Here is a 25,434-nt window from a genome sequence, read left to right as displayed (position 1 = left end):
GCAAGAAACGATAATAGTGAAACCCGCCCCTACACACTAATATGATTATTCCGTCACAACGTCTTTATTGGCTGCTGCTACTGGGTATGGTAATCGCCCTTTTACTGGCTGTTGTGTTTAATCAGCCAAGCAGCATTTGGGGAACTCTGGGATTTGATGCGATTGTCCTGAGTTTAGCGGTTTGGGATGGACAACGGGTTAAACCGCATCGTGTCACGGTGACGCGCTATCCGTTACATCGATTATCCATCGGGCGGGATAATCCTGTGGTACTATCGGTGCGATCGCGATCGTCATCTGCCCGAATTCGCCTGCGTGATCATTACCCACTAGAGTTTGACATCTCTACACCCACTCTTTCCGCCCAACTGGAACCCAATCACACTCAGGAATTCACCTACACCGTTAATCCCAAACGTCGCGGTGAGTATCACTGGGGAGATATTCAAGTGCGCCAACGGGGGCGCTGGGGATTAGCATGGCTGGATTGGACAATCCCCGCGAGTCAGACGATGGCGGTGTATCCGGATTTGTTGGGATTGCGAGAACTCTCGATTCGCCTCACTTTAGAAAATACCGGAACCATGCGCCGAGCGCGACGCCTGGGTGCGGGAACCGAGTTTGCAGAACTCCGGGAGTATGGCGTTGGCGATGATACTCGGCTTATCGATTGGAAAGCCACAGCCCGCCGTTCACGTCCGTTAATCCGGGTATTAGAACCAGAGAGGGAGCAAACGTTAATTATTTTACTTGATCGAGGGCGGTTAATGACGGCGCAGGTGCAGGGATTAAAGCGGTTTGATTGGGGGTTAAATGCGACATTATCCCTGGCTTTGGCGGGATTAAATCGAGGCGATAGAGTGGGAATTGGTGTGTTTGACCGAGAAGTGACGAGTTGGATTCCACCGGAACGGGGTCAGCATCAGTTATCGAAATTAATAGAACGTTTGACGCCAATTCAACCTGTATTATTAGAACCGGATTATTTTGGCGCGGTGACGCGATTAGTGAATCAACAAACTCGTCGTGCTTTAGTGGTTTTGATTACCGATATTGTTGATGTAACCGCTTCGGCTGAACTCTTATCAGCCATGGGACGCCTCACGCCGCGTTATTTACCCTTTTGTGTGACATTACGTGATCCACTGGTTGATACTATTGCTCACACTCGGACTTCTGATATAGAAGCAACTTACTCTCGTGCGGTTGCGTTAGATTTAATTGCCCAGCGTCAGGTAGCTTTTGCCCAATTGAAACAAAAAGGGGTGTTGGTATTAGATGCACCTGCGAATCAAATTAGTGAGCAGTTGGTTAACCGCTATTTACAACTGAAGGCGCGGAGTCTACTCTAACAAACTGTGAAAATTCAGGTAGGGTTGTATTGACAAATAGAGTCGATGGGAATACTCTGACATGATTAAGCTTGCCCACGGGTTCAATCAGGGGGAACTATCACGATGGCACAAACACCACCAGAAGGCGATTGGACAGCAGAATCAACGGCAACTGCCAAGAAAAATAAGCTTCCTCTTATACTATGGATATTTGCAGGTTGTGGTTGCTTGTTTTTGGGTTTAATCATTTTAGGTATAGTTTCGGCAATTGTATTACCCTCTTTTCTGAATCAGGCAACGAAAGCAAAACAAGCTGAAGCCAAAAAAGATATTCGTTCAATCAATCGAATGCAGCAAATGATCTATCTAGAAACAGGTACTTTTGCTCGCTCAATTGAGGAATTAAATCTGGGAATATCGCCAGAAACAGAAAGTTATCGCTACCAGATTGTCACCCCCCAACAAATACCTGGTGTAATGGCTACAGCGGAGGCTAAAGAATCTGGACTTAGAAGTTACACCGGGGTGGTATTTGAAATTAAAGAAAATGGTGAAAATATCACAATAAATGCTATTTGTGGAACAGACCAACCCTCTACTCAACCGCCTGAAATAGTGGTAGTGCCTAGTCGTTCAGAAGAAAGACTTCGATGCCCAGCGGGTTCATCTTATCTTTACTCTATTGAGTAAAAGGTGATTATAAGTGAGAGGGTGGGGCAGGGCGGGTTTTGCACAAAGGTTATTGGTTTGTGGGTTAAGTTTGTCCCTAAACCCGCCCCTACAAATGAAACCTGCCTTAATCCCAATCTGAAAGGGGATAACAAAACCCACCTGATTTTCAACCGCGATCGCACACCAAACATGTAGGGGTAGTGAGAGGTGGGGCAGGGCGGGTTTTGCACAAAGGTTATTGGTTTGTGGGTTAAGTTTGTCCCTAAACCCGCCCCTACAAATGAAACCTGCCTTAATCCCAACCTGAAAGGGGATAACAAAATCTATCGGATTCTCAACCGCGATCGCATCCCAAAGATGTAGGGGCGGGTTTAGGGATTACATGAGGAAACCTACCTCAAATTCAACCACAAAACCCGCCCTAATCCCAACCTGAAAGGGGATAACAAAACCTATCGGATTCTCAACCGCGATCGCACACCAAAAATGTCGGGGTGGTGATAGGGGGCAGGGCGGGTTTTGCACAAAGGTTATTGGTTTGTGGGTTAAGTTTGCCTCTAAACCCGCCCCTACAAATGAAACCCGCCCTAATCCCTTAAGCGCCATAATAGGCGGGTTCATTCCCTGGCTTCCATTTGATGTTGCAGCCGATACTGGGCTTTTGTTCTTCACTGACGGGAGACTGCGCCAATACCGCATCGATCGCGGATCGTAGATCCTTACCTGTCACAGGTTGATCATTCCCTGGGCGGCTATCGTCGAATTGTCCCCGGTAGACAAGTTTGCGATCGCGATCGAACACAAAGAAGTCTGGTGTACAGGCGGCTGTATAGGCTTTCGCTGTTTCCTGGCTTTCGTCATAGCACAAGGGAAACGTCAATCCTAATTCTTGTGCCATTTCCTTTAACTTCTCAGGCGCATCATCGGGGTGAGTCGTAGCATCGTTGGCGCTAATTGCCACAATCCCCAGATCTGCATCCTGGTAGTCTCGACCTAGTTTAGCTAATTCTCCCTGTACATGCTTGACAAAAGGGCAATGACGGCAGAGAAATATCACCACTAATCCCTGTTTCCCCGCAAACGTGTCTAAGGATATCGTTTCGCCCGATACCACATCGGGTAACTGGAATTCTGGGGCTTTGTTGCCTAGAGGCAACATGGTTGAGGCTGTGAGTGCCATGATTTTAACTCCTTTACTATTAGCTTAAATTATTAATTTATAATAATTTATAAATTAAATCTATAAATAGAAAGTTGAGCCAGTCCACCTGGGAATAACTGAAACAGAATCCCCTTTCTATCCTGTGACCGATTATCCCAGCAAGTCCCATGCCAGTGTTAGACTTTCCCATTGCGTCATCACCCCAGGTGGCGATTGATACTCAACCCATAACCGTTGTACCCGATACACCTGTGATAGACGCGATCGCGCGGATGAGTCAACGGCGAAGCACTTGTTCCTTACCGTGTTTCAATGTAGCACCAGAGGCTAATCCAATCAACGAACGACGCGCTAGTTGTGTTCTGGTGTTGGAGAAAACGCGACTGGTAGGGATACTGACGGAACGGGATATTGTTCGGTTGGTGGCTCAAGGGATGAACTTGGCTGGGGTAAATGTGGCGGAGGTAATGACGCGACGTTTGATTACCTTGAAAGCGTCGGAATTTCAGACAATTTTTACCGCACTTAACCTGTTTTGTCACCATCGCATTCGTCATTTACCCATTGTCGATGATGGGGGGAATTTACAGGGTATGGTGACGCCGGATAGTATTCGCGCTTATTTGCAACCCAGTGACTTACTACAATTGCGTCGGGTTGAGGATGTGATGGTAACCTCTGTGATTCAGGCGAAACCGAACGCCTCTGTTTTGGATGTAGCGCTGCTAATGTCAGATTATCGCGTTAGTTGTGTGGTGATTGTTGAGGAGAAAAACGCGGGTGCATCGCCACTTCCGGTGGGAATTATTACCGAACGAGATATTGTTCAGTTTCAGGCGTTGGGTTTAGAGTTTTCCGCCATTTCCGCCCAAACTGTGATGAGTACACCCCTATTTTGTCTGAATCCCAAAGACTCGTTATGGGAGGCTCATCAACAGATGTTGTCGCGACGAGTACAACGATTGGTGGTGGTAGATAGACAAGGAAAATTGGTAGGAATTGTCACTCAAACCAGCCTGCTGCAAGCTCTTGATCCGATGGAAATGTATCAGGTGATTCAGGTTTTACAGCAAGAAGTTCGCCAACTGCAACGGGAAAAGGTTGAGTTATTAGAAAATCGCACGATTCAACTAGAACAGCAAATTCAAGAACGCACGCAGCAACTGCAAACGGAACTAACGCAACGTCAACAGATAGAACAACAATTACGGGAAAGTGAGCATCGTTATGCGACGCTAGCCGACGCCTCGCCCGTGGGAATTTTCCGCACTAATGCTCAAGGAATTGGCTTATATGCGAATCAACGCTGTGCTGAAATTACTGGAATTCCCATCGAAGAAATCCTGGGACAGGGATGGGCAAAAACCTTACACCCGGAAGACTGCGATCGCGTGATTCGTGACTGGCATGATGCGATTGAGCAACAGGAAGTTTTTTTCTCAGAGCATCGCTTTCTCACGCCTGATAATAAATTAACCTGGGTATTTTGTCAAGCTGTCCCGGACGTTGGAGCCAATGGCGAGACTCTGGGATATATTGGCACACTCACCGATATTAATAGTCGCAAAACAGCCGAAGCCGCCCTGAAAAATGTTTTTGCAGCAACGGCTAAAGTTACAGGTTCTGACTTTTTCCCCGAATTAGTCCGCCATATCGCCCTAGCTTTAGGCGTTTCTCATGTTCTGGTTAGCGAGCGAATCGGGGATTATTTTAAGACATTAGCATTCTGGTCAACGGGTCAATTACAGCCAAACTGTACCTATCCTATTGCCAACACGCCTTGCCAACGGGTGTTAGCAGAAGGAACCTATTGGTGTCCAACTCAGGTACAAAAAAACTTTCCCCAAGATTCGGCTTTAGTCACCTTAGACGCCGATAGTTATATGGGTGTAGCCTTGATAGATGGTGACGGAAATCCAATTGGTAATCTTTGCGTTTTACACGAACAATTCATTCCTGAACCCCGACAAGCATTAGCCATTCTCCAAATTTTCGCCGCTAGAGCCGCCGCTGAATTGGAACGCAAACAAGCGCATCAAGCCTTGGAACGTTTTAATCAGGAACTAGAACGTCGCGTTAAGGCGCGAACCCAAGAGTTAGAGTTTCACAAATTGGCTCTCGATTATTCGGCAATTGTGGCAATTACCGACAATAAAGGTATTATTACTTATGTCAATAAAAAATTCTGCGAAATTTCTCAATATTCTCCAGATGAATTAATTGGTCGAACCCACCGTCTGATTAATTCCGGATATCATCCCCCCTCTTTTTTTCAGCAAATGTGGCAAACAATTGCCCAAGGTCAAGTTTGGCAAGGAGAAATCAAAAATAAAGCAAAAGATAATAGTTACTACTGGGTGTATACTACCATCGTTCCCTTTTTAGATGAGCAAGGCAAGCCATTCCAGTATTTATCAATCCGCAATGATATCACAGAGCGTAAATATGCTCAAGATGCTTTATTGCAAAGTGAAGTCCGCTTTCGCTCTCTGTTTGAAGCAGCTCCCGATTGTATTCATGTTATTGATTTCGATGGGTTTATTTGGCAAACTAATCCCGCATCAGTCGAACAGTTGGGGTATAGCGAAATTGAATTGATCGGTCATCGCTTGGATGAGTTCTTGACGCCAGAGTCAAAACAATGCTTTGCTGAACAATTCCCCACACTTTTGGCAACAGGGAATAATCGCTTAGACGTGGAAATGATTCGCCGGGATGGCACTCTGGCGATTATGGATTTATCGAGTTCCTTGGTACAGGATGAACAGAAACACTGTGCCTATATTGTTGTCATTCAACGGGATATTAGTGATGCCTATCAACAAGCGATACAACGCCAACAGGCTCAAGCCAATCTCCAACAGAGTAATCAGCTATTACAAGCGATTAGCGCCGCGCAATCTCAATTTATTGCCGATGCTAATCCATATTATCTTTTTGATGGACTCCTAGACAGTATCCTAGGGCTAACCAATAGTGAATATGGCTTCATTGGTGAGATTCTCTATGCAGAAAATGGGGAACCCTTTGTCGAGGAAGCCTACATGAAGATACGGGGTAGACCTTATGTCAAAGCTCATGCAATTACCAATATTGCCTGGAACGAAGAAACTCGCAACTTCTATGACCAAAATGCTGCCCAAGGTATGGAATTTCATAACCTGAAAACTCTCTTTGGTGCAGTTATTGTTACGGGTAAACCTGTTATTTATAACCATCCTGCCACTGATCCGCGTCGGAGGGGACTCCCAGACGGTCATCCGCCGCTGAATGCATTTTTGGGACTACCTTTTTATATTGAAAACAAATTTGTCGGTATGGTTGGCATTGCTAATCGACCAGGAGGATATGATGAAAGCCTTATCGAGTATCTGCAACCTTTCCTGGCAACTTGTGCCAATATTATAGAGGCTTATCGCAATGATAAGCGCCGCCAAAAAGCGGAAGATGAGTTGCGCCAGAGCCAAGAACAGTATCGGTCTGTTATTAATAGTGTCAAGGAGGTTATTTTCCAAACCGATGCTCAAGGAAACTGGGCATTTTTGAATCCAGCTTGGACAGAAATTACTGAATTTTTAATTGAGGAAAGTCTGGGAACTCCTGTTTTGGATTACATCCATGGAGATGATCGACAACTACACCTCGATGTCTTGAAATCCCTAATTAATCGTCAACAGGAATACTGTCGCCAGGAAATCCGCTACTTGACTAAAAACGGTGATATTCGCTGGCTGGAAGTGTTTTCCCGCCTAACTTTAGCCGTAGATGGGAGCCTTAAAGGAACATCAGGAACGCTGACTGATATTACAGATCGCAAACTTTATGAACAAACTCTCAATCAACAGTTAATGGCAATTGAAGCCGCTATTGATGGAATTGGTATTTTAAATGAAAAGGGTGAATATATTTATCTGAATCAAGCGCATCTGGAAATATTTGGCTATGATACGCCGACTGATTTATTGGAAAAAACCTGGCATCAGTTGTACTATCCTGATGAAATCAGTCGCATTGAACGCGATATTTTTTCCGTGTTGATTGAGAATGGATATTGGCGAGGAGAAACCTTATCGAAACGCCGTGATGGTTCGACATTTGCTGAGGAATTATCCCTGACGTTAATTGAGGGTGGCGGACTGATTTGTGTCTGTCGTGATATTACAGAACGCAAAAAAACTGAAGCGTCATTAGCCAAGCGCGATCGCTATTTGACGGCGTTAGTTGAAGTGCAGCGTCAGTTATTAGCCGCACCCGTTAATCAGGATGTTTATCAGCAAATTTTGACCATTTTAGCCCCGATTGCCGATGCTAACCGAATTTATGTGTTTGAGAATCATTATGATGAAAGCGGACAACTTATGAGTAGCCAACGGGCAGAATGGTGCGCCCCAGGAATTGAACCCCAACTGGATAATCCCGCGTTACAAAATGTTAGTTATTATGATATTGTGCCGCGTTGGATGGAGGTTTTAGCCCAAGGCGGTATAATTAATGGGATTGTGGCAGATTTTCCGGCATCGGAACGGTCTATTTTAGAACCACAAGGGATTTTATCGATCCTCGCCTTACCGTTGATTGTCAATGGAGAATTCTTTGGATTTATTGGCTTTGATAATTGTGTCGAAGCCCGACAATGGCAACCTTTGGAAGAGGGATTGTTGAGTTCTGCGGCGGCTGCGATCGCGCTGGCAAAAGAACGTGAAATCACGGCAAAAGCATGGCGAAATTCTCAATCTCAACTCCAAGCTGTTTTAGACGCTGTACCGGGCTTAGTCTCTTGGATTAGTTCCGATTTAATTTACTTAGGCGTCAATCGCCATTTAGCCTCTCGTTATCATTTAACACCGGAAGATTTCTTAGGGAAAGAAGTTGGTTTTGTTGAAAATAATCGTGATTTTGCTGAGTTCCTGCGTCAATTTTTTGCCAGCTCAAGTCAAACTATGTCTCAAACACTCCGGTTTGACATGAATGGCAATATCCAGAATTACTTGATTGTGGCTCAGAAATATCAGCAAAGCCAAGTCTGTGTGGCGGTGGGAATTGATATCACCGAGCGTCAAAAGGCAGAAGAGCAGATCAAAGCGTCGCTGAAAGAAAAAGAGGTTTTACTCAAAGAAATTCACCACCGAGTTAAAAATAATTTGAATGTAGTGTCTAGTCTCTTGGAACTACAAGCCGACTCCATTCCTGAACCTCACATCGGCAAACTTTTTGAAGAAAGTCAAAATCGGATTTACTCCATGGCGCTGATTCATGAGAAATTATATCGCTCGCCAACTATTGGACAAATTAACTTAGAGGACTATATCCAAGACTTGGCAAATAATCTCTTTGATTCCTATAATGTTAGTGAGGATTGCATTCAGTTGCACATCAATGTTGAGCCGATATTCCTCAATATTGAAACCGCTACGCCTTGTGGCTTAATCATTAATGAATTAGTCTCAAATAGCCTCAAACATGCCTTTCCCGATGAGCAAGAAGGAATTGTGTCTATTAACTGTCATCAACAGTCAGATGGGCAAATTCACTTAGTCATCAGCGACAATGGCATCGGATTTCCCGAAGCGTTGGATTTTCAGGATACCGAATCCATGGGGTTTCAAGTCGTTTGTACACTAATCGAACAGTTAGAAGGAACGATTGAACTCCAACGCACTCACGGCACAGCATTTTCGATTCAATTTAGCGAACTTCAGTATCAAAACCGGATCTAAGCAGATGAGCGATATTCACATTCTAATTGTCGAAGACGAACTGTTAATTGCCAAGAACTTATCCCGCAAACTGAAAAAGCTGGGGTATAGCGTTGATGCCATTGTTTCCTCTGGAGAAGCAGCGATTCAAAAAGCGGCGGAAATTAAGCCAAATTTAATCCTCATGGATATTGTGATTAAAGGAGAAATGAATGGGATTGAAACGGCGGCTACGATTCATCAGCAATTGGCTATTCCCGTTATCTATACCACAGCTTATGCCGATGATGATACCTTACAGAGAGCGGAAGCCACAGGCTCCTATGGTTATGTGATCAAACCCTTTAAAGAGCGAGACTTACATGCGGTAATCAAAATCGCATTGAGTCAACATAAACAAGCGCTAAAAATGCGACAATTGTTGGCAGATCAGAAGGTGATGAATGAAAATAAATCACGGATACTTTCCATGGCGTCCCATGATTTACGCACTCCCTTAACTACAATTCAGATGTCAGCCGAACTGCTTCAGTTAAAAGCAGATCAGGAAGATGAGCGAAAAACTCGGCATTTTAAGCGGATTCAAAACGCCGTGACGAATATGAATCAGCTATTGGAAGATGTTTTAACCTTGAGTCAAGCAGAAGCGGGAAAATTAGACTTTCAACCTGAGCCTTTGGATATAATTGCTTTATGTGAAAATCTGATCGAACAGTTAATTCCCCTTGTCAGTCAGCAACATAGCCTTAATTTCAGTTATCAGGGAGAGTTTCCCCTTGCCTATTTCGATGAAAGCTTACTGCGGTATTTACTCACCAATTTGCTCACCAATGCGATTAAGTATTCCCCCCAAGGGGGTAATATTCGGTTAGCAGTGACAAGGAATAACCAACAAGTTACCTTTCAGGTGCAAGATGAAGGGATTGGTATGCCTCCAGAATACCTGAACAAACTCTTCCAGCAATTTGAACGCGCTGCCAATGTGGGTAATATTAAGGGTACAGGATTAGGATTATGTATCGTTAAGCAAGCAGTTGATTTACATGGTGGTGAGATTACGGTTGAGAGTACGGTGGGAGTCGGTACGACGTTTACGGTTACGTTACCGTTCCACCAAACCCGCCCTTCGTCAAAAAAGGTTGTGTAAGAAACAATAAGCGTGAAACCCGCCCCTACCCATTAATCAGGGCGGGTTTTGAATAAACGTTATCATCCATCGCAACAGGAAAATCCCTAAACTCGCCCCTACATAGGGCTTGCTGAATGAGTATTGTAGTGGGGTAGGGAGCAGGGGAAGCCGGGGGAGCAGGGGGAGCAGGGGGAGCAATGATACATTTTCCCTGATAGTGGTGCAAGGGTATGAAAGGGTTTTACCTTATGTTCTTGAAGATGAGCCAATGTCCATGCGACTCAAAGCCTTGATAGATAAGGGTTTTGGAGTTGTGCAGCAAGCCCTACTTAGCAAACTACCCTTTGGTAAGGCTTCGCCTATATTGGCGTAGCCGTGACGTTCCAGTCGCTGGGACAAAAAGGGTATTGCTTAAAGCTGACTTACTATTATACCTTATTTTCCGAAAAAAAACAGAAAATTTCCATTTTCTTCACAAGTAGTTTAGAATCAGCGCTTATAATCGGTACAGTATCTGTAGTTTTCTGTCACAGTTCTTATCCAACCTTAACAAGTCCTATTAGTAACCACTTAAGTGATGCATAGAATCCTTTTAATCGATGATGATCCCGCAATCTCAGAACTGGTCTCCATTAACCTAGAAATGGCAGGATACGAAGTTCACCAAGCGCCCGATGGTATCAAGGGTCAGGCGCTAGCGCTGCAACTTCAGCCCGACCTGATCATGCTAGACTTAATGCTCCCTCGAGTCGATGGCTTTACCGTTTGCCAACGGTTGCGTCGGGATGAACGCACCACAGATATCCCCGTGTTGATGTTGACAGCTTTGGGTCAAACGCAGGATAAGGTAGAAGGGTTTAATGCTGGTGCGGACGATTATCTGACCAAACCCTTTGAACTCGAAGAAATGCTAGCACGGGTACGCGCCTTACTGCGACGTACTGACCGCATCCCCCAAGCCGCCAAGCATACGGAAATCCTCAACTATGGTCCTTTGACCCTGATTCCAGAACGGTTTGAGACGATTTGGTTTAATCAGACGGTTAAATTAACCCACCTGGAATTTGAACTGCTACACTGCTTATTACAGCGTCATGGTCAAACGGTTTCTCCCAGTGAAATTCTCAAAGAAGTCTGGGGATATGATCCAGATGACGATATTGAAACCATTCGCGTCCATGTGCGTCACCTGAGAACTAAACTCGAACCTGATCCCCGTCATCCCCAATATATTAAAACAGTATACGGTGCAGGATACTGTCTGGAGTTACCCAATAGTGAAGAAACCGCCGAGGCGGGATCATCCAATTCAGCAAAAGCAGAATAGATTGGGGATTGGAGACGTGTTGAGTGTTGAGACGCGCCATTATCTATATGTAGAGCTTGCTGCACAACCCGGAAACCCTGATCCATCAATACTTTGAGGCGTATGGACAGTGGATAAAGTGCCAGGAAATGGGGTAGCATCCTTCCTAAGTATGGCATCACCTTGCTCAGGGAAAATGTAACCCTTGCTCCCCCAGCTCCCTCAGCTTCCCCAGCTTCCCCTGCTCCCCCTCACCTCACCACTTATTCAGCAAGCCCTAAGTAAAGACTGGATTATCAAGGGGGTAATCAACCCGGATTTGGGATCAGAGAGTGGGTTAGCGATCGCTCTTATTGATCATCATTCTCTTCAGATGACTTCCGGTTCGATTCTTTTTTCAACTTCTCAAGTTCACGCTGCGTTTGCTCTTTCCCCCGCTTTGCCTCTTTGTAATTGGGTTGATACGTCAAAGCATTTTCATAAGAGGTCAAGGCTTCGTTGTATCGCTTCAGGTTAAATAAAGCATTAGCGCGACTATTCCAAGCTTGGTAATGGCTGCGCTTATGGGCAACAGCTTGGTCATACGCCGCGATCGCGTCTTGGTATTGCTCCAATGTATAGAAGACATTACCCCGGTTATACCAGGCTTGCTCAGAATTAGGTCTCAGTTTCACCGCCCTCTCGTAAGCCGTTAACGCTTCCTGATAACGCTGCAATTGATGCAACGCCCAAGCCCGACCATACCACGCCTCATAACTGTTGGGCTGAAGTTTAACCGCTGCTTCAAATGCCGCTAACGCCTCTTGATATTGATTTAAATTATTCAAAATACTGCCCTGACTGTACCACGCCCGGTAAAAATCCGGCTGGAACTGAACCGCTTTCTGGTAAGAGTCCACCGCGTCACGATGTTTGTTCAAATTGACAAAAGCATTACCCCGTTGATACCAATATTCGGCGGAATCGGGCTTATGTTCTACGGCTTTGTCATAAGATTTAAGCGCCTCTTCGTACTGTTGTAAATTATGTAATGCCCAGCCGCGTTGATACCAAGCTGAGGAATAATTGGGTTGAATCTCTAACGCTTTATCGTAAGATGCGATCGCCGCCGAATAGCGCTGTAACTTCATCTGTACCATCCCGCGACGTTCCCAGGTTTCCACGTCCTCCGGTTGCAGTTTGGTGACCTGATCAAAGGCACTAATCGCCGCTTCATAACGCTGCAATGCAGCCAACGCCTCTCCTCGCCCTTTCCAAGCCTCTGGATACTCACGCTGAATTTGAATCGCCTGATCATACGCATCCAACGCCGCCTCAGACTGACCCAATGCCAAAAGCGCATCCCCTTGACCCAGCCAAGCTTCAGCATAGTCCGGTTGCAGTTCAACCGCCCGATTATAAGCACTGAGGGCGTCCTCATATCGCCTCAACTCCAGCAGTGTTTCACCTCGGTTATAGGATTGGGTGGCATTGGTAGAATTAATCCAGTTAATAATCGCCACTGTCGCCCCTCCCCCACCAGCAATTACCGCCATGGCAATTAATAGGACAACGATCAGTTTCTTCCGTTTAGAGGATTGATTAACAGGTGATGGGGAAGCAGCGCCTAAAGCCACCGTCGCCTTCGTGGGTTGAGTCAAGTCATTCAACGCCTGCAGAGCCGCCTCCGCCGAGGGATAGCGTTCGCGAAAATCGTAGCGGATCATTTTATCCAGAACCTTCGCCAACTCGGGACGAACCGACGTGCGATCGCGCCAGCAAAGTTCTCCACTGTCGGGATCAACAGGTAGTTCCTGAGGCGCTACCCCGGTTAACGCTTGAATCCCAACAATTCCCACCGCATAGATATCGCTACTCAAACGGGGATTCCCATTGGCTTGTTCACTGGGTCGATATCCCGGCGTACCAATCGCCACCGTAAAGCTAGAGGATTGTCCCTGCACCACCTGAGTGCTAACTTGTTTCACCGCGCCAAAATCAATTAGGACTAACTTACCATCCGATTTACGCCGGATCAGGTTATGGGGATTAACATCGCGGTGAATCACATGATGCTGATGAACAAACGCTAATATAGTTAAGATTTCCTGCAACAGATCAATCACCTGCTGGTCTGACCAGGACGTTCCCGGCGTCAATTCCTGACTCAGATTATCCCCTTCAACCAGTTCCTGCACCAAATAGAATTCTTGACTCTCTTCAAAATAGGCAAATAGCTGAGGAATTTGGTGATGATGACCCAACTGATGCAGGATTTTAGCTTCCGTTTCAAACAAACGCCGCGCCGTCTGCAACGTAAACGGGTCAGTCGCTTGGGGTTTAAGTTGCTTCACCACACAATCGCGATCGCTGGGCAAGTGTCGGTCTTGGGCAACAAATGTAGCACCAAACCCACCTTGTCCCAGTTGCCGCACGATATTATAGCGTCCACCAATTGTTTGTCCGAGAGCCAAGTTCATTGGTTTTATCAAGCCAATCCCAGCATTGCCATGCAGTAATGATATGATTGATTCTGACACAAAATTTTGCCAATCCCTTCCCCAGCTTCCCCAGCTCCCCCAGCTCCCCCAGCTCCCTCTGCTCCCTCTGCTCCCCCAGCTCCCTCTGCTCCCCCAGCTCCCTCTGCTCCCCCAGCTCCCCCAGCTCCCCCAGCTTCCCTACCTCCCAGCCAATTTCTGAATTCCATGACACTGATGCAACTCCCCATTGGGCATCGTCGTACCGCTTAAATTCGCCCCTTCCAGATTTGTCTGACTCAAATTTGCCCCTTGTAAGTTCGCGCCACTGAGAATCGCCTCACTCAAATTTGCGTCCTGCAAGTTGGCATCACGGAAGTCTGTCCAACGCAAGTTAGCCTTACTTAAATTGACCCGACTCAGATTCGCCCCTTTTAAGTTTTCTCTCTTGAGATTAACACCACTTAAATCTACTCCGGCGAGAGAGACATCAGGCGCAATTAAATAAGCACCCCCTCGCTGAGGATCGAACGCTTCAGGAAAATGAGTTTGCAGATTGTACAGACTGCTTTGCCACTTAACTTGCTCCAGATTTGCCTCACTTAAATCCGCTTCAAATAAATAACTGCGACTCAGATTGCTGCGACTGAGATTAGCGCCAATTAACAGAGAACCCCGCAGATCCGCGCCCAATAGCTTAACCTGGCAGAGATTAGCACCATTGAGATCAGCGCCCATCAACCGGGCAAAACTTAAATTAGTCCCAGTTAAATCCACACCCGTCAACGTGGCAAAAGTCAAATCAGCCGCCACTAAATTCGCTCCCATCAAATCAGCACCACTCAAGTCAGCACCGCGCAGATTTGCTCCTTGCAAGTCAACTCCCTGCAAATTGGCATTATGCAGGGTAGCGCGGCTCAAGTTAGCCTGGACTAATGTCGTTTGGCTCAGGTTGGCATGAGTTAAATCTACCGCTCTCAGAGTCGCACCCATCAGGTTGACTCCATTGACGTCGATGAGAAAAAAATCTCGTTCGCCAGCTTGGTATCTACTCAATAGTTCATCAGGGTTCATCTGAATTTACCTTTATGTTTGGCTAACCCTTAGTCGTCTCGTTGCGGAGTTTGTACAGCCAATGCCCATTTAATTCTCTACAAACAATTGAAAGGCTGAGTAGAGAGCTTCAACGAGGGTTAATAGATCGGATGCTTTGGCGGCATTCACAGCAACTTGACCAACTTGAGTCGTGACTTATTTGCAAGTAGATGCGCTGACCTGATTTATTTTCTCGACAGATCAATCTTAATCATAGTATTAATTTCAAGATTAGGAACCAACCTAACCAAAGCTTTTCGAGTTCCCTCCCCTTGATAAGGGGAGGGTTAGGGTGGGGTCAGATCAGGGTATTGCAGAGTTTTTAGCTCGAATTATAGCGAAGACAGCGCAACTACGAACTTGATTGTTACATGGGTTACTTATTTGGGGTGATGGGAATATGTCCCGGTTGAAGCGTAACCCGTTCTAACCAACTCAGGATGGCGGGAAATTTGCTTAAATCAAAGCCGCCTTCATCCGCAACATGAGTGTAAGCAAACAAGCCAATATCCGCTATGGTATAGCGATCGCCCACAAAAAATCTATGCTGTTGTAAGTGAGTGTCCATCACGGTTAGCGCAGCATAACCTGGTTGGCGTTTTTGCACAAGAGCCTCCCGATACTCATCTGCTTTTCCCAGTATCGAGATCCAATATCTGGATGTGGCGATATAGGGTTCGTGGCTATATTGTTCAAAAAATAACCATTGGAGTACCTTTGCTCGTTGCCAAGGATCATCAGGTAGAAATGGTGTTCCGTGGCTCAGATAACATAAAATGGCATTGGATTCTGCCAGAAATTTACCCGGTTCAACTTCTAACACAGGAACTCGTCCATTGAGATTTTTGGGCATAAATTCAGGAATTCGGCTTTCTCCTTGTAATATATTCACGTTTACCCGCTCAAACGAAATCCCAAGTTGAGTCAGTAACAAACGTACCTTATAGCAGTTTCCAGACGGTAAAAAATCGTATAGTTTCATCATTAGTCATTAAATAAGTAGGTGGACACAATTAAAGTTAGCGGTGGAGATTAGGGAACAGGGAACAGGGAACAGGGAACAGTAAGGGTTTGAGGCTTGTTTACATAACTTAATCTAGTTAAATTTATTTCCACCAACCTACTTATAGCAACATGATCAAAGGGCAAAAACGCGATCGCATTTCCGGGGATGGAGTCGGCGCTGAAATCGGCTGAACGGGTGGCGGAGAAACTGTTCATCGCGAACATTCTATAAAAAAATAACAAAACCTTAAACAATCAGGTTTAAGAGTTGTTAAAAGCCATTGAATGGGGATGTAATTCAGGTACAATTTTCCCTTTACTAAGAATTGCGAAATCGAGCAGTGAGATGACAACGACAAAAGCCTTGCAATTTATGCGGAGAACCGCAGAAGATGAACAGCTACAGCAACACCTAGGGGAAGTGCTAGGGGTTGGCGATGGCGATATCAGTAGTCAGTTTGAACTGGACCCCGCAGAAGCCGAAGCCTTGACGGGCGATCGCGCCCCCTTAGTCGTCAAGTTAGCCTCCCAGCAGGGGTTTAATTTTTCTGTTGACGATTTAAGAACCGTTGTTGATGCGTTTGGGCGATATCAGTTAGGAGAACTGTCTGAAGCAGAGTTCTCGCAACGCATTGGATTATCCAACCTCGATCAAGGCACAAAAGAGAGTATTCCCTCGATTAAAAAGACATTAGAATTTGTCTATCGGGGAACTCGCTATCAACGAATTAATGGGAAACTCGTCCCGGTGATCCAACCCACTAATTCTACGCCCAGCGTGCTGCAATTTATGCAAAAGACATCAGAAGATCAGGGCTTAAAACAACAATTAGCCACCCTGTTGGGCGTTGGTGATGGGGATATCAGTAGTCAAATGGAACTCGATGTCCAAGAAGCCGAAGCTTTAACAGGCGATCGCGCCCCCTTAGTTGTCAAGTTTGCCGCCCAACAAGGGTTTAACTTTTCCGTTGAAGACTTAAGAACAACGGTAGATGCATTTCAACAGTATCAATCAGGCGAAATATCGGCTAACGATTTCTCAAAGATTATTTGTGTATCTAACCTCGACAAAGGGACAAAAGAAAGTATCTCCTCAATTACCAAAACATTAGACTATGTATATCGGGGGACTCGTTATAAACGCATTAATGGCAAGCTAGTCCCCGTACATGAATCAGTCGATACTACACCCAATGTCCTGCAATTTATGCAGAAAACGGCTTCCGATCCCGAAGTTAAACAAAAATTAGGAGCATTATTGGGAGTCGGTGACGGCGACATAAGTAGCTATTCCGAATTGGATCAGCAAGAAGCCGCCGCTTTAATTGGCGATCGCGCCCCGTTAGTGGTGAAGTTTGCGGCTCAACATGGGTTTGACTTTTCCGTTGAACAACTCACAACGGTTGTTGATGCCTTTGTGCGATATAAATCCAATGAACTATCCGATCAAGAGTTAGCTAAAATTCTGGGATTGTCTGATCAAGGGATACCAGCAAGTTTACCCTCAATTAAACAAACTCTAGAGTTTGTCTATCGCGGAACTCGTTACCAAAAAATTAATGGACAATTGGTTCCCGTGGAAAAACCAGCAACGACTGTTCCAAAAGTGTTACAGTTTATGCAGAAAACCGCCGAAGATAAACAACTCCAACAACAACTGGGAACATTACTCGGTGTTGGCGATGGAGACATTAGTAGTTATTCAGAACTCGACGCCGCAGAAGCGCAAGCCCTCACGAATAATGCTCCAGTGGTGGTAGACTTTGCTAGGAAACAAGGTTTTGAGTTTTCTGTAGACGATTTAATTCGGGTTGTTGATGCGTTTGCACAGTATCAGTCGGGTGAATTATCTGAGAAGGAGTTCTCCAAAATTATTGGCTTTTCCAGTCAAGGCACTAAAGAAAGTTTTCCTGCACTGAAAAAGCTCGTCAGTTTTCTATCAGGTGGTGCGGGTTCTCGTTGAGTTTATAGCAGTAGACACATCGATTAGGACAAGCGAACTATTGTAGAGACGCGCCATGGTGCGTCTTTACCAAATGATGCTAAGTTTTGTAAACAAACAGCGCACGGCTAATCAGCAACTTGGGTTAGCTAATTCGGCGAGAAGCCCCGCGCTCTACCCTTCGACTCCGCTCAGGGTGAGCGTGGGATGAATCGCTAGTGTTAGAAGTTTGCTTGTATCTAATTTTTTGGTTTATAAGTGTTATAATTAAGCTTAAGGAGGTGATAAAAGTTGAAGCGAAGTAAAGACACGTTTAAACTAAATTACCAGTATCGAATTGTGCCAAATAATCAACAAGCTTATCAGCTAAATGAATGGCTGCATAAACTTTATCGGATACACAATCTGATGCTAGAGGAACGGTTTAACTGGTGGGAGCGTAACCGCCACCCAGTCAATGCTTGCCCGATTTTTATCACTCATTTGCCAGAACTTAAAGACCAACCAACTTATTATTCCCAGAAACGAGCTACTCATTGGTCAAGAGAAACTTGTAAGTACCTATACGAGGGAGTTCATTCGCAGGTAATTCAGGAAGCGATTAAGCGAGTAGAAGATACGTTTAATCGGTTTATTAAAGGTGATCTAAATGGGAAGCGAAGCGGAAAACCTCGGTTTAAGTCGGTGCGGCGATATCGGACATTTTCTATTCCTCAGTTGAAACCAGGTTGCCTCACCGTTACTCCTAACCCGCATTGTCGCAAAAACGGCGGTACACGGCGCGACATTGCCTATATCAACCTACCCAAGGTAGGTCAGGTGAAACTCATCTACCACCGTCCAATCCCGGAAGGGTTTACGATTAAGGCGGCACTGGTGTCACGTCGTGCTGACGGATGGTATATAACCTTAACTCTAGAGGATAAGTCTGTCCCTAGTCTGAAATCACCAGAGATAGAAGCAACACAAGAAAACTCTCTGGGTTTGGACGTTGGTTTGGAGAAATTCTGGACAGCCTCGGACGGGGAGATTGAGCCAATTCAGCAGCATTATCGCAAGTCTGAGCTAAAGTTGGCTTCTTTGGCTAACCGCAAGGATAAAAAGCCTCACAAATCAGCTCGGGAGCGGAAACTAGCAAAAAAGATATCAAAGCACCATCAGAGGCTACAGCGCAAGCGGAAGCAATTCCATTATGAATCGGCGGCAAAGCTGGTGGGTCGGGATGAGAAAGTATTCTTTGTGGAGGACATCAAGCCGGGAAACTTGTCCCGAAAAAACAAGCCTAAACAGGATGAAAAAGGAAAATATTTACCTAATGGACAAAGTGCTAAATCAGGTTTAAACAAATCAATCAATGATGCTGGCTGGGGTCAATTTCTATCAATTCTCGCTTACAAAGCTGCGAAAGCTGGTAAAGCGGTGGTGAAGGTTAAACCTCATGAAACAAGCCAGGTATGCTCTTGTTGTAATCGCTTGGTCAAGAAAGATTTATCAGTCCGAATGCATGAGTGCTTATGCGGATTGATTTTGGATCGGGACTGGAACGCCGCGATTAACATCAAGAGAGTTGGGCTGGGCATATTCCCAACTATAAAACGCCGGAAGCGTAGTCGTAAAAAGCTACGACAAAGGAAGCCTACACCGTAATCTTTGATTCGGTGTAGGAGGATGTCACAATAGGCAGATGACAAGAATTGAGCCAACAAATTTTTAACAACACCCCAGCAATCAAGGAGAAATAGATGTCACCGCTGATTCAAGAAACTCTTGAAGAACTCTATCGCTTTATAACTATTTTGGCGGATAATCGCCTTTCGAGTTGGTTAATTTTATCTAATAAATATGAATATGACTATGAGGTTCTAGCTCCTCTGGCGATGACAGAGGTGCCGCCTAGCCCAATACCACAACTACCGGCTTTACCGACAAAAGATGAACTGCCTAGTGAAAAATGGGTGAGTTTAGTGCTAACTCAACTCAGTCTTTTGGCTAAAGCTAAAAAGCCGACTGATTCTCTCAATCTATCTATTTTTGAGCAAAAAGAAAAGAAAATTAATTTATTAGAGTCAATTTATAAACAAATCGAAGCCGCCAAGGAACAAGTAGATTTGACGGAGGCTGTGTTGAATTTGAAATCAGCCTTAGGATTAGCTGATACTGACGAACAACCCGAACTATTTCCACAGACTGAAACTATTCTCCAATTTGAAACCAATCTCAGTCAATCCCAAGAGAGATTTGATGAAATTGACCGAGAAATACAGGCTTCGCTAAACCAAAATTTACCGCAAGACTCTGCCATTTCCTTAAAAGCTGATGACGTTGAACAAGCTGACGAAGGATTATATCGGAATCTTCGGGAGATTACTAGGATTTTAGGGCGGGAATTAATTGACAATGAACCAGAATTTACAACGCTGTTTGAAACGGCTGAGCCTAATCCTACTCTAAAGGATTACGAAAAATTAATTGATCCGTTAAAAATCAAGCCAGCAACATTAAATAACTTTCAACAAGATAAAGTTTTTGCTTATATGCAAGTAGCTGGTTCCAACCCAGTTATGCTCAAAAAAATCGAAAAATTCGATTCCCGCCTGCCAATTACCAACGAACAATACCAAACGATCGTACCCCAGGATTCTCTAGAGGCAGCACTACAAGAAGGACGACTTTATTTATCAGACTATTCTAAGCTAGGCACTCTAACGAATGGTAGTTTTGGCGGAATTCAAAAGTATAGTTACGATCCTGTAGCATTATTTGCCGTACCACCCGATAAGCATCCCGATCAGAATTTACTATCGATAGCCATTCGTTGTCAACAGGCAGTAGGGGATATTTTTACACCTCTAGATGGAGATAGCTGGATGGCAGCTAAAACCGTCTTACAAATGGCAGACAGTAATTATCATGAACTGATTTCTCACTTAGCTCAGACCCACTTATTTATTGAGCCGTTTGTTCTTGCCACTAATCGCTGTTTTACTGATCAAAATCATCAGGTAAGACGTTTATTGAAACCTCATCTGGAAGGTACGATATTAATTAATTATGGCGCCCATAACCGCTTATTAGCTCCAAAAGGTGCTGTAGACTCCCTATTAAGTGCCACGATTGGCAGTAACACTCAGCTAGCTATCAAAGAAGCCCAAAGCCACTTAGCTAATTTTAATGAAGCGGCTTTCCCTCGAACGTTAGAAAAACGCGGTGTTAATAATTCCAAACAGCTACCCATTTATCCTTACCGAGATGATGGGCAACGGATTTGGGATGCGATTAATCAGTGGGTGCAGGACTATTTAGAACTGTTCTACTCTAGTGATATGTCTGTAGAGACAGATTTACAACTACAAAATTGGGCGGGTGAGTTGAGTTCTAAAGGACACTGTAATATTGGAGAAGAAGGTGATGGTCGAATTACAACCCTAGATTATCTAGTCCAGGCTATCTCTACCATTATCTTTACAGCTAGTGTTCAACATGCGGCGGTTAATTTTCCCCAAAGTGGCTTGATGAGCTATGCACCAGCATTTCCTTTAGGTTGCTATTCCCCAGCACCGACAAACTCCCAACAGGATCAAGATTTTATGGAGTTACTACCGCCGTTAGAACGAGCTGAACTGCAAATACAAGTCCTTTATTTGCTTGGCTCAGTTTACTATACAAAACTAGGCGATTATTCTGGCTCACATTTTCAGAATACACAGGTAAAAAAAGCTTGGGACAAGTTCAAGCTAAAGCTAACAGAAATCGAGGAGACGATTCTCAAAGAAGATAGTCAAAGGCTTGTGTCTTACCGATATTTGCTACCCTCAAAAATTCCCCAAAGCATTAATATTTAAGTAGGTGGACACAATAAGTAGGTGGGGACAATTAAAGTTAACGGTGGGGAACTCGCTATCGCGAGAAGCAAGCTACGTCATTCGTTTATGTAAGGGTTTGAGGCTTGTTAACATAACTTACAGCAGATTTCAGGTTGATGAGGTACAGTCTCTAAGCAAGATCCCCGACTTCTTGAAGAAGTCGGGGATCTGTCTGTCTAGCCAATAGTGAATTAGTCCAAATAGCCCATGAGTTCATCGCTCGATTCAGTCGCATTAGACGCAATCGGACGATTATTCGGTAAAGGCTGAACATCCAGCGCGGTTGTACTTTGATTTCGTCTCGCTAGCGCTTGTTGTGTTTCAGCTTGAGTGCTTTTATTTTTGGTTGTTGTTCTATCTGCCATAATCTATTACTGCTTAATGGGCTTCTAATCCCAAAATCGCTACAAAATATTACAATTGTTTCATATTTTAACAATTATGTGCAAAAAAGAAAAATTCACCGCAGAAAGGCTTCAGGGCAGAGGGTAGAGGGCAGAAGGGATGAATTTCGATACCTTCTGCTCTCTTAACTCGAATGATACTGAATTAAGGCTGGTGGGTTGAGCGAAGTCGAAACCCACCCTACGGTAGATCAAGGGTTTCGGTGGTCCAAAATAGCTTAAGTCAGTGCCATTCCTCTTAACTCCCTGATCATCCCATCAATCCGTTATAGCACTACGGGGATACGTTAGGACATTTCTCTGTTGCCTATTGCCTATTGCCTGTTGCCTTTTCACCCAATTTTATTGTCCTAACCTCAATGTGTAGTGCTATATCTGATTGATCACAGACTCAAAATCTGTCACCGCACCTATACTGCTAGAAGACACTAATTTGGCATACTTCGCCAGCACCCCTTTGGTATATCGGGGTTTGGGAGGTTGCCACTTGGCGCGGCGTTGTTGTAGTTCCTGATCAGATATATTGATCTGTAATAATCGCGCCGGAGCATCAATCGTAATCGAATCCCCTTCTTCGACTAACGCGATCGCACCTCCAACGGCGGCTTCTGGGGCAACATGACCAACTACCATACCATAGGTCCCACCAGAAAAGCGACCATCGGTAATTAATCCCACCGAATCCCCTAATCCTGCACCAATAATTGCTGACGTGGGTGCTAACATTTCCCGCATTCCCGGACCGCCTTTGGGTCCCTCATAGCGCACCACAACTACATCTCCAGCCTGAATCTTACCCGCCAAAATTGCATCCAGACAGGCTTCCTCGGATTCAAAGACTCGCGCAGGACCTGTGATTTGGGGCGTTTTCACGCCTGTAATCTTCGCCACCGCACCTTCGGTTGCCAAATTTCCTTTTAAAATCGCCAGGTGTCCTTGGCTATACATGGGATTATCCCAGGGACGAATCACATCTTGATCTGAGGGGGGTTCATCGGGTACATCAGCTAAGACTTCAGCTAGGGTTTTCCCGGTAATCGTTAATGCATCACCATGTAATAAATCATGGACTAGCAGCATTTTCATCACTTGGGGAATACCGCCAACCTGGTGTAAATTCGTGGTTACATATCGACCACTGGGTTTAAGATCACACAGTACCGGAACTCTAGCGCGAATTGTTTCAAAGTCGTCTAGGGATAACTCTACCCCGATCGCCCGCGCAATTGCCAGTAAATGCAGTACCGCATTCGTTGATCCTCCCACTGCCATAATTACCGAAATGGCATTTTCAAACGCTTGGCGGGTTAAAATCTGTTGGGGGAGAATCTGCTGCCGAATCGCATCAACCAGAACAAACGCCGATTTTTCCGTACTGTCTGCTTTTTCGGCATCTTCTGCTGCCATCGTCGAGGAATAGGGTAAACTCATCCCCATCGCTTCAAATGCCGAGGACATAGTGTTAGCCGTGAACATTCCCCCACAGGAACCCGCACCGGGACAAGCGTTTCGTTCGACAGCTACCAGTTGTTCTTCTGTAATCTTACCCGCGCTATGTTGTCCCACTGCTTCAAAGGCGCTGACAACGGTTAAATCTTGTCCATCCAGATGTCCAGGTTTAATCGTTCCCCCATAGACAAAAATAGCCGGAATATTCAGCCGCGCGATCGCAATCATCGCCCCAGGCATATTTTTATCACAGCCACCAATTGCCAGCACCCCATCCATACTTTGACCATTACAGACGGTTTCGATGGAGTCAGCAATCACTTCCCGCGACACCAGGGAATATTTCATCCCCTCGGTGCCCATAGAGATACCATCGCTAATCGTAATAGTACCAAAGACTTGCGGCATCGCCCCCGCTTGTTTAAGTCCGGCTTCTGCCCTTAGCGCTAAATCATTGATGCCCATATTACAGGGCGTAATGGTACTATACCCATTCGCTAACCCAACGATTGGCTTAGTAAAATCGCGATCGCTAAAACCGACAGCACGAAGCATGGCACGATTTGGCGATCGTTGTACACCTTGGGTAACGACTTTGCTTCTCAGGTTGTCTGACATTGGCTTACTTTCCTTCGTTATTTGTCATTTGTCATTCGTCATTTGTCATGTGTTAGGGAACAGGGAACAGGGAACAGGGAACAGGGTAATGGACTATAGAATTTTTGTCTCCCATCTTCCCCATCTCTCCCATCACCCCATCACCCCATCTCCCCCTCTACAGGACAATTTCTTCATTATCACTCACGACTCACCAATCATGAATCCCTTACGGTAAACTTGATGACTTAAATCTACCTAGGCAATCAAAACACGATTATGGATGCCGATGAACTGCTAAGACGATATGCAGTAGGGGAACGGGACTTCAGACGAGTTAATCTTAGAAACGCCTCCCTGATTGGTGCTGATCTGACTCACGCCAACCTGCGAGGATCGGACTTAAGCCAAAGTAATCTGACTGGGGCGTCTCTCAAACTTGTCAACTTTCGAGAAGCGAATCTCACTCAAGCCACCTTATGTGGTACAGATTTGGTCGAAGCGAACCTAATTTCGAGTAACTTAACCCAAGCTAATCTTAGTCAAGCCAACTTAATCAATGCCAGTTTACGAGCCTCTACCTTGAATGGTGCCAATCTCAGTCGTGCCAATTTGTCGGAAGCCATTCTCAGTGAGGCAATCATGCGGGAAGCCAACTTAAATCAGGCAAAATTAACCGACGCTTCACTCAGTCGCACGAATCTCTCTTATGCTACATTAATTAGCGCCAATTTAGAAAAAGCGAATTTGACGAATGCGATTCTTCTCGAGACCAACTTAAAACAGGCAAATCTGAACAAAGCCCTGTTACATGGTGCTAACTTTACCCAGGCAGACTTAACTGAAGTCGATTTAAGTCAGGCTAGGATTAATGGCGTTAACTTGACCAGAGCGATACTCATTGGGGCTAAACTCAGAGGAGTGAGTATTTGTTGGACAACCCTACGAGGTGCTAATCTTAGCAAAGCTAATTTATATCGCGCCAAACTATGCTGGTCTAATTTAACGGATGCAATTTTACTAGAAACCGTTTTACTTGATGCCAACCTGGATCAGGTTAACCTACGCGGTGCCACATTAACCGGGGCGATATTACCCGATGGATCAAGTTATGAGTGAGGGAAGGGAACAGGGAACAGGCAACAAGAAATTAATTTTTTTCGACAACTCTTAACTCAGGTGACAAAATTTATGTCCAGGAGTAGGGTGGACACTGCCCACCGGGTTGATAACCAAATAAGCATTTTAGTCCATTTTAATGGACTTAAGCTTTGAGCCAAGAACTTGAGTTCTTGGCGGATGATGTGGGAGTCTTAAAATGGTG

Annotated in this window: 18 protein-coding genes; 9 read left to right on the top strand and 9 right to left on the bottom strand. The window is 45.1% G+C overall.

Features of this window, described 5'->3' with window-relative positions:
* Positions 1 to 44: 44 nt before the first annotated feature.
* Both RID53_RS17810 and RID53_RS17805 read left to right on the top strand, forming a co-directional pair.
* Entirely contained in the window at positions 45 to 1,352 is a 1,308-nt protein-coding gene (locus tag RID53_RS17810; protein WP_446389436.1) for a DUF58 domain-containing protein, read from the top strand.
* A 105-nt stretch (positions 1,353 to 1,457) separates the two neighbouring features.
* Complete coding sequence (locus RID53_RS17805) at positions 1,458 to 2,024, top strand: type IV pilin-like G/H family protein (RefSeq protein ID WP_446389369.1); 567 nt, start codon at positions 1,458 to 1,460, stop codon at positions 2,022 to 2,024.
* A gap of 360 nt (positions 2,025 to 2,384) precedes the next feature.
* Here RID53_RS17805 and RID53_RS17800 read toward each other — a convergent pair whose 3' ends face one another.
* On the bottom strand, positions 2,385 to 2,627 hold the full coding sequence (locus tag RID53_RS17800; RefSeq protein ID WP_446389368.1) for a hypothetical protein: 243 nt from the start codon (positions 2,625 to 2,627) through the stop codon (positions 2,385 to 2,387).
* Complete coding sequence (locus RID53_RS17795) at positions 2,602 to 3,186, bottom strand: thioredoxin family protein (protein WP_006099870.1); 585 nt, start codon at positions 3,184 to 3,186, stop codon at positions 2,602 to 2,604. Before RID53_RS17795 ends, RID53_RS17800 begins: the two co-directional genes overlap by 26 nt.
* 149 nt (positions 3,187 to 3,335) lie before the next feature.
* Between RID53_RS17795 and RID53_RS17790 the strand changes: the two genes are divergently transcribed.
* The 3 genes from RID53_RS17790 to RID53_RS17780 all read left to right on the top strand — a co-directional run bounded on the left by RID53_RS17790 (position 3,336) and on the right by RID53_RS17780 (position 11,320).
* Positions 3,336 to 8,885 (top strand): PAS domain S-box protein, encoded by a 5,550-nt coding sequence (locus RID53_RS17790; RefSeq protein ID WP_446389367.1) that lies wholly within the window; start codon positions 3,336 to 3,338, stop codon positions 8,883 to 8,885.
* Between the two features lie 4 nt (positions 8,886 to 8,889).
* Positions 8,890 to 10,011, top strand: a complete 1,122-nt coding sequence (locus RID53_RS17785; protein WP_446389366.1) for a hybrid sensor histidine kinase/response regulator — start codon at positions 8,890 to 8,892, stop codon at positions 10,009 to 10,011.
* A 559-nt stretch (positions 10,012 to 10,570) separates the two neighbouring features.
* Entirely contained in the window at positions 10,571 to 11,320 is a 750-nt protein-coding gene (locus RID53_RS17780) for a response regulator transcription factor (RefSeq protein WP_006099647.1), read from the top strand.
* A 329-nt stretch (positions 11,321 to 11,649) separates the two neighbouring features.
* Here the strand turns inward: RID53_RS17780 and RID53_RS17775 are convergent, their stop codons facing one another.
* The 5 genes from RID53_RS17775 to RID53_RS17755 form a co-directional block, all read right to left on the bottom strand.
* On the bottom strand, positions 11,650 to 13,758 hold the full coding sequence (locus tag RID53_RS17775; RefSeq protein ID WP_446389365.1) for a tetratricopeptide repeat protein: 2,109 nt from the start codon (positions 13,756 to 13,758) through the stop codon (positions 11,650 to 11,652).
* 8 nt (positions 13,759 to 13,766) lie between these two features.
* Positions 13,767 to 13,985: a hypothetical protein gene (locus tag RID53_RS17770; RefSeq protein ID WP_446389364.1), complete on the bottom strand. Its 219-nt coding sequence runs from the start codon at positions 13,983 to 13,985 to the stop codon at positions 13,767 to 13,769.
* A complete protein-coding gene (locus tag RID53_RS17765) occupies positions 13,957 to 14,829 on the bottom strand; it encodes a pentapeptide repeat-containing protein (protein ID WP_446389363.1) in 873 nt (290 codons plus the stop codon). Before RID53_RS17765 ends, RID53_RS17770 begins: the two co-directional genes overlap by 29 nt.
* 397 nt (positions 14,830 to 15,226) lie before the next feature.
* Entirely contained in the window at positions 15,227 to 15,835 is a 609-nt protein-coding gene (locus RID53_RS17760; RefSeq protein ID WP_446389362.1) for a glutathione S-transferase family protein, read from the bottom strand.
* Positions 15,836 to 15,882: 47 nt separating this feature from the next.
* Positions 15,883 to 16,071: a hypothetical protein gene (locus RID53_RS17755; RefSeq protein ID WP_446389361.1), complete on the bottom strand. Its 189-nt coding sequence runs from the start codon at positions 16,069 to 16,071 to the stop codon at positions 15,883 to 15,885.
* Between the two features lie 130 nt (positions 16,072 to 16,201).
* Here RID53_RS17755 and RID53_RS17750 point away from each other — a divergent pair, with 130 nt between their 5' ends.
* From RID53_RS17750 to RID53_RS17740, 3 genes are all read left to right on the top strand, one after another.
* Positions 16,202 to 17,818 carry a hypothetical protein gene (locus RID53_RS17750; protein WP_446389360.1) on the top strand — a complete coding sequence of 539 codons (1,617 nt, stop codon included), beginning with the start codon at positions 16,202 to 16,204 and terminating at the stop codon, positions 17,816 to 17,818.
* 270 nt (positions 17,819 to 18,088) lie between these two features.
* Positions 18,089 to 19,444 (top strand): RNA-guided endonuclease InsQ/TnpB family protein, encoded by a 1,356-nt coding sequence (locus tag RID53_RS17745; RefSeq protein WP_446389359.1) that lies wholly within the window; start codon positions 18,089 to 18,091, stop codon positions 19,442 to 19,444.
* Between the two features lie 95 nt (positions 19,445 to 19,539).
* Positions 19,540 to 21,639, top strand: coding sequence for a lipoxygenase family protein (locus RID53_RS17740; RefSeq protein WP_446389358.1), 2,100 nt, complete (start codon positions 19,540 to 19,542; stop codon positions 21,637 to 21,639).
* Between the two features lie 212 nt (positions 21,640 to 21,851).
* Here the strand turns inward: RID53_RS17740 and RID53_RS17735 are convergent, their stop codons facing one another.
* Both RID53_RS17735 and ilvD read right to left on the bottom strand, forming a co-directional pair.
* Positions 21,852 to 22,025 carry a hypothetical protein gene (locus RID53_RS17735; protein WP_446389357.1) on the bottom strand — a complete coding sequence of 58 codons (174 nt, stop codon included), beginning with the start codon at positions 22,023 to 22,025 and terminating at the stop codon, positions 21,852 to 21,854.
* A gap of 408 nt (positions 22,026 to 22,433) precedes the next feature.
* Positions 22,434 to 24,131, bottom strand: coding sequence for a dihydroxy-acid dehydratase (gene ilvD / locus RID53_RS17730; RefSeq protein ID WP_446389356.1), 1,698 nt, complete (start codon positions 24,129 to 24,131; stop codon positions 22,434 to 22,436).
* 258 nt (positions 24,132 to 24,389) lie between these two features.
* Here ilvD and RID53_RS17725 point away from each other — a divergent pair, with 258 nt between their 5' ends.
* Positions 24,390 to 25,229, top strand: coding sequence for a pentapeptide repeat-containing protein (locus RID53_RS17725; protein WP_446389355.1), 840 nt, complete (start codon positions 24,390 to 24,392; stop codon positions 25,227 to 25,229).
* Positions 25,230 to 25,434: the final 205 nt, after the last annotated feature.

Source organism: Coleofasciculus sp. B1-GNL1-01, from assembly GCF_040220235.1.
In the GTDB taxonomy this organism is placed as follows: domain Bacteria; phylum Cyanobacteriota; class Cyanobacteriia; order Cyanobacteriales; family Coleofasciculaceae; genus Coleofasciculus.
The sequence above is the reverse complement of the archived record's forward strand: the minus strand, read 5'-3'. Positions and strand labels throughout refer to the sequence as shown.

Bases quoted from the DNA above. Each gene is read 5' to 3' on its own strand.
- RID53_RS17740 (WP_446389358.1), top strand. From the start codon at position 19,540: ATGTCACCGCTGATTCAAGAAACTCTTGAAGAACTCTATCGCTTTATA.
- RID53_RS17790 (WP_446389367.1), top strand. From the start codon at position 3,336: ATGCCAGTGTTAGACTTTCCCATTGCGTCATCACCCCAGGTGGCGATT.
- RID53_RS17780 (WP_006099647.1), top strand. From the start codon at position 10,571: ATGCATAGAATCCTTTTAATCGATGATGATCCCGCAATCTCAGAACTG.
- RID53_RS17805 (WP_446389369.1), top strand. From the start codon at position 1,458: ATGGCACAAACACCACCAGAAGGCGATTGGACAGCAGAATCAACGGCA.
- RID53_RS17735 (WP_446389357.1), bottom strand. From the start codon at position 22,025: ATGGCAGATAGAACAACAACCAAAAATAAAAGCACTCAAGCTGAAACA.
- RID53_RS17785 (WP_446389366.1), top strand. From the start codon at position 8,890: ATGAGCGATATTCACATTCTAATTGTCGAAGACGAACTGTTAATTGCC.
- RID53_RS17760 (WP_446389362.1), bottom strand. From the start codon at position 15,835: ATGATGAAACTATACGATTTTTTACCGTCTGGAAACTGCTATAAGGTA.
- RID53_RS17770 (WP_446389364.1), bottom strand. From the start codon at position 13,985: ATGGAATTCAGAAATTGGCTGGGAGGTAGGGAAGCTGGGGGAGCTGGG.
- RID53_RS17755 (WP_446389361.1), bottom strand. From the start codon at position 16,071: ATGAACAGTTTCTCCGCCACCCGTTCAGCCGATTTCAGCGCCGACTCC.
- RID53_RS17775 (WP_446389365.1), bottom strand. From the start codon at position 13,758: ATGAACTTGGCTCTCGGACAAACAATTGGTGGACGCTATAATATCGTG.
- RID53_RS17765 (WP_446389363.1), bottom strand. From the start codon at position 14,829: ATGAACCCTGATGAACTATTGAGTAGATACCAAGCTGGCGAACGAGAT.
- RID53_RS17750 (WP_446389360.1), top strand. From the start codon at position 16,202: ATGACAACGACAAAAGCCTTGCAATTTATGCGGAGAACCGCAGAAGAT.
- RID53_RS17725 (WP_446389355.1), top strand. From the start codon at position 24,390: ATGGATGCCGATGAACTGCTAAGACGATATGCAGTAGGGGAACGGGAC.
- RID53_RS17800 (WP_446389368.1), bottom strand. From the start codon at position 2,627: ATGAACCCGCCTATTATGGCGCTTAAGGGATTAGGGCGGGTTTCATTT.
- RID53_RS17795 (WP_006099870.1), bottom strand. From the start codon at position 3,186: ATGGCACTCACAGCCTCAACCATGTTGCCTCTAGGCAACAAAGCCCCA.
- ilvD (WP_446389356.1), bottom strand. From the start codon at position 24,131: ATGTCAGACAACCTGAGAAGCAAAGTCGTTACCCAAGGTGTACAACGA.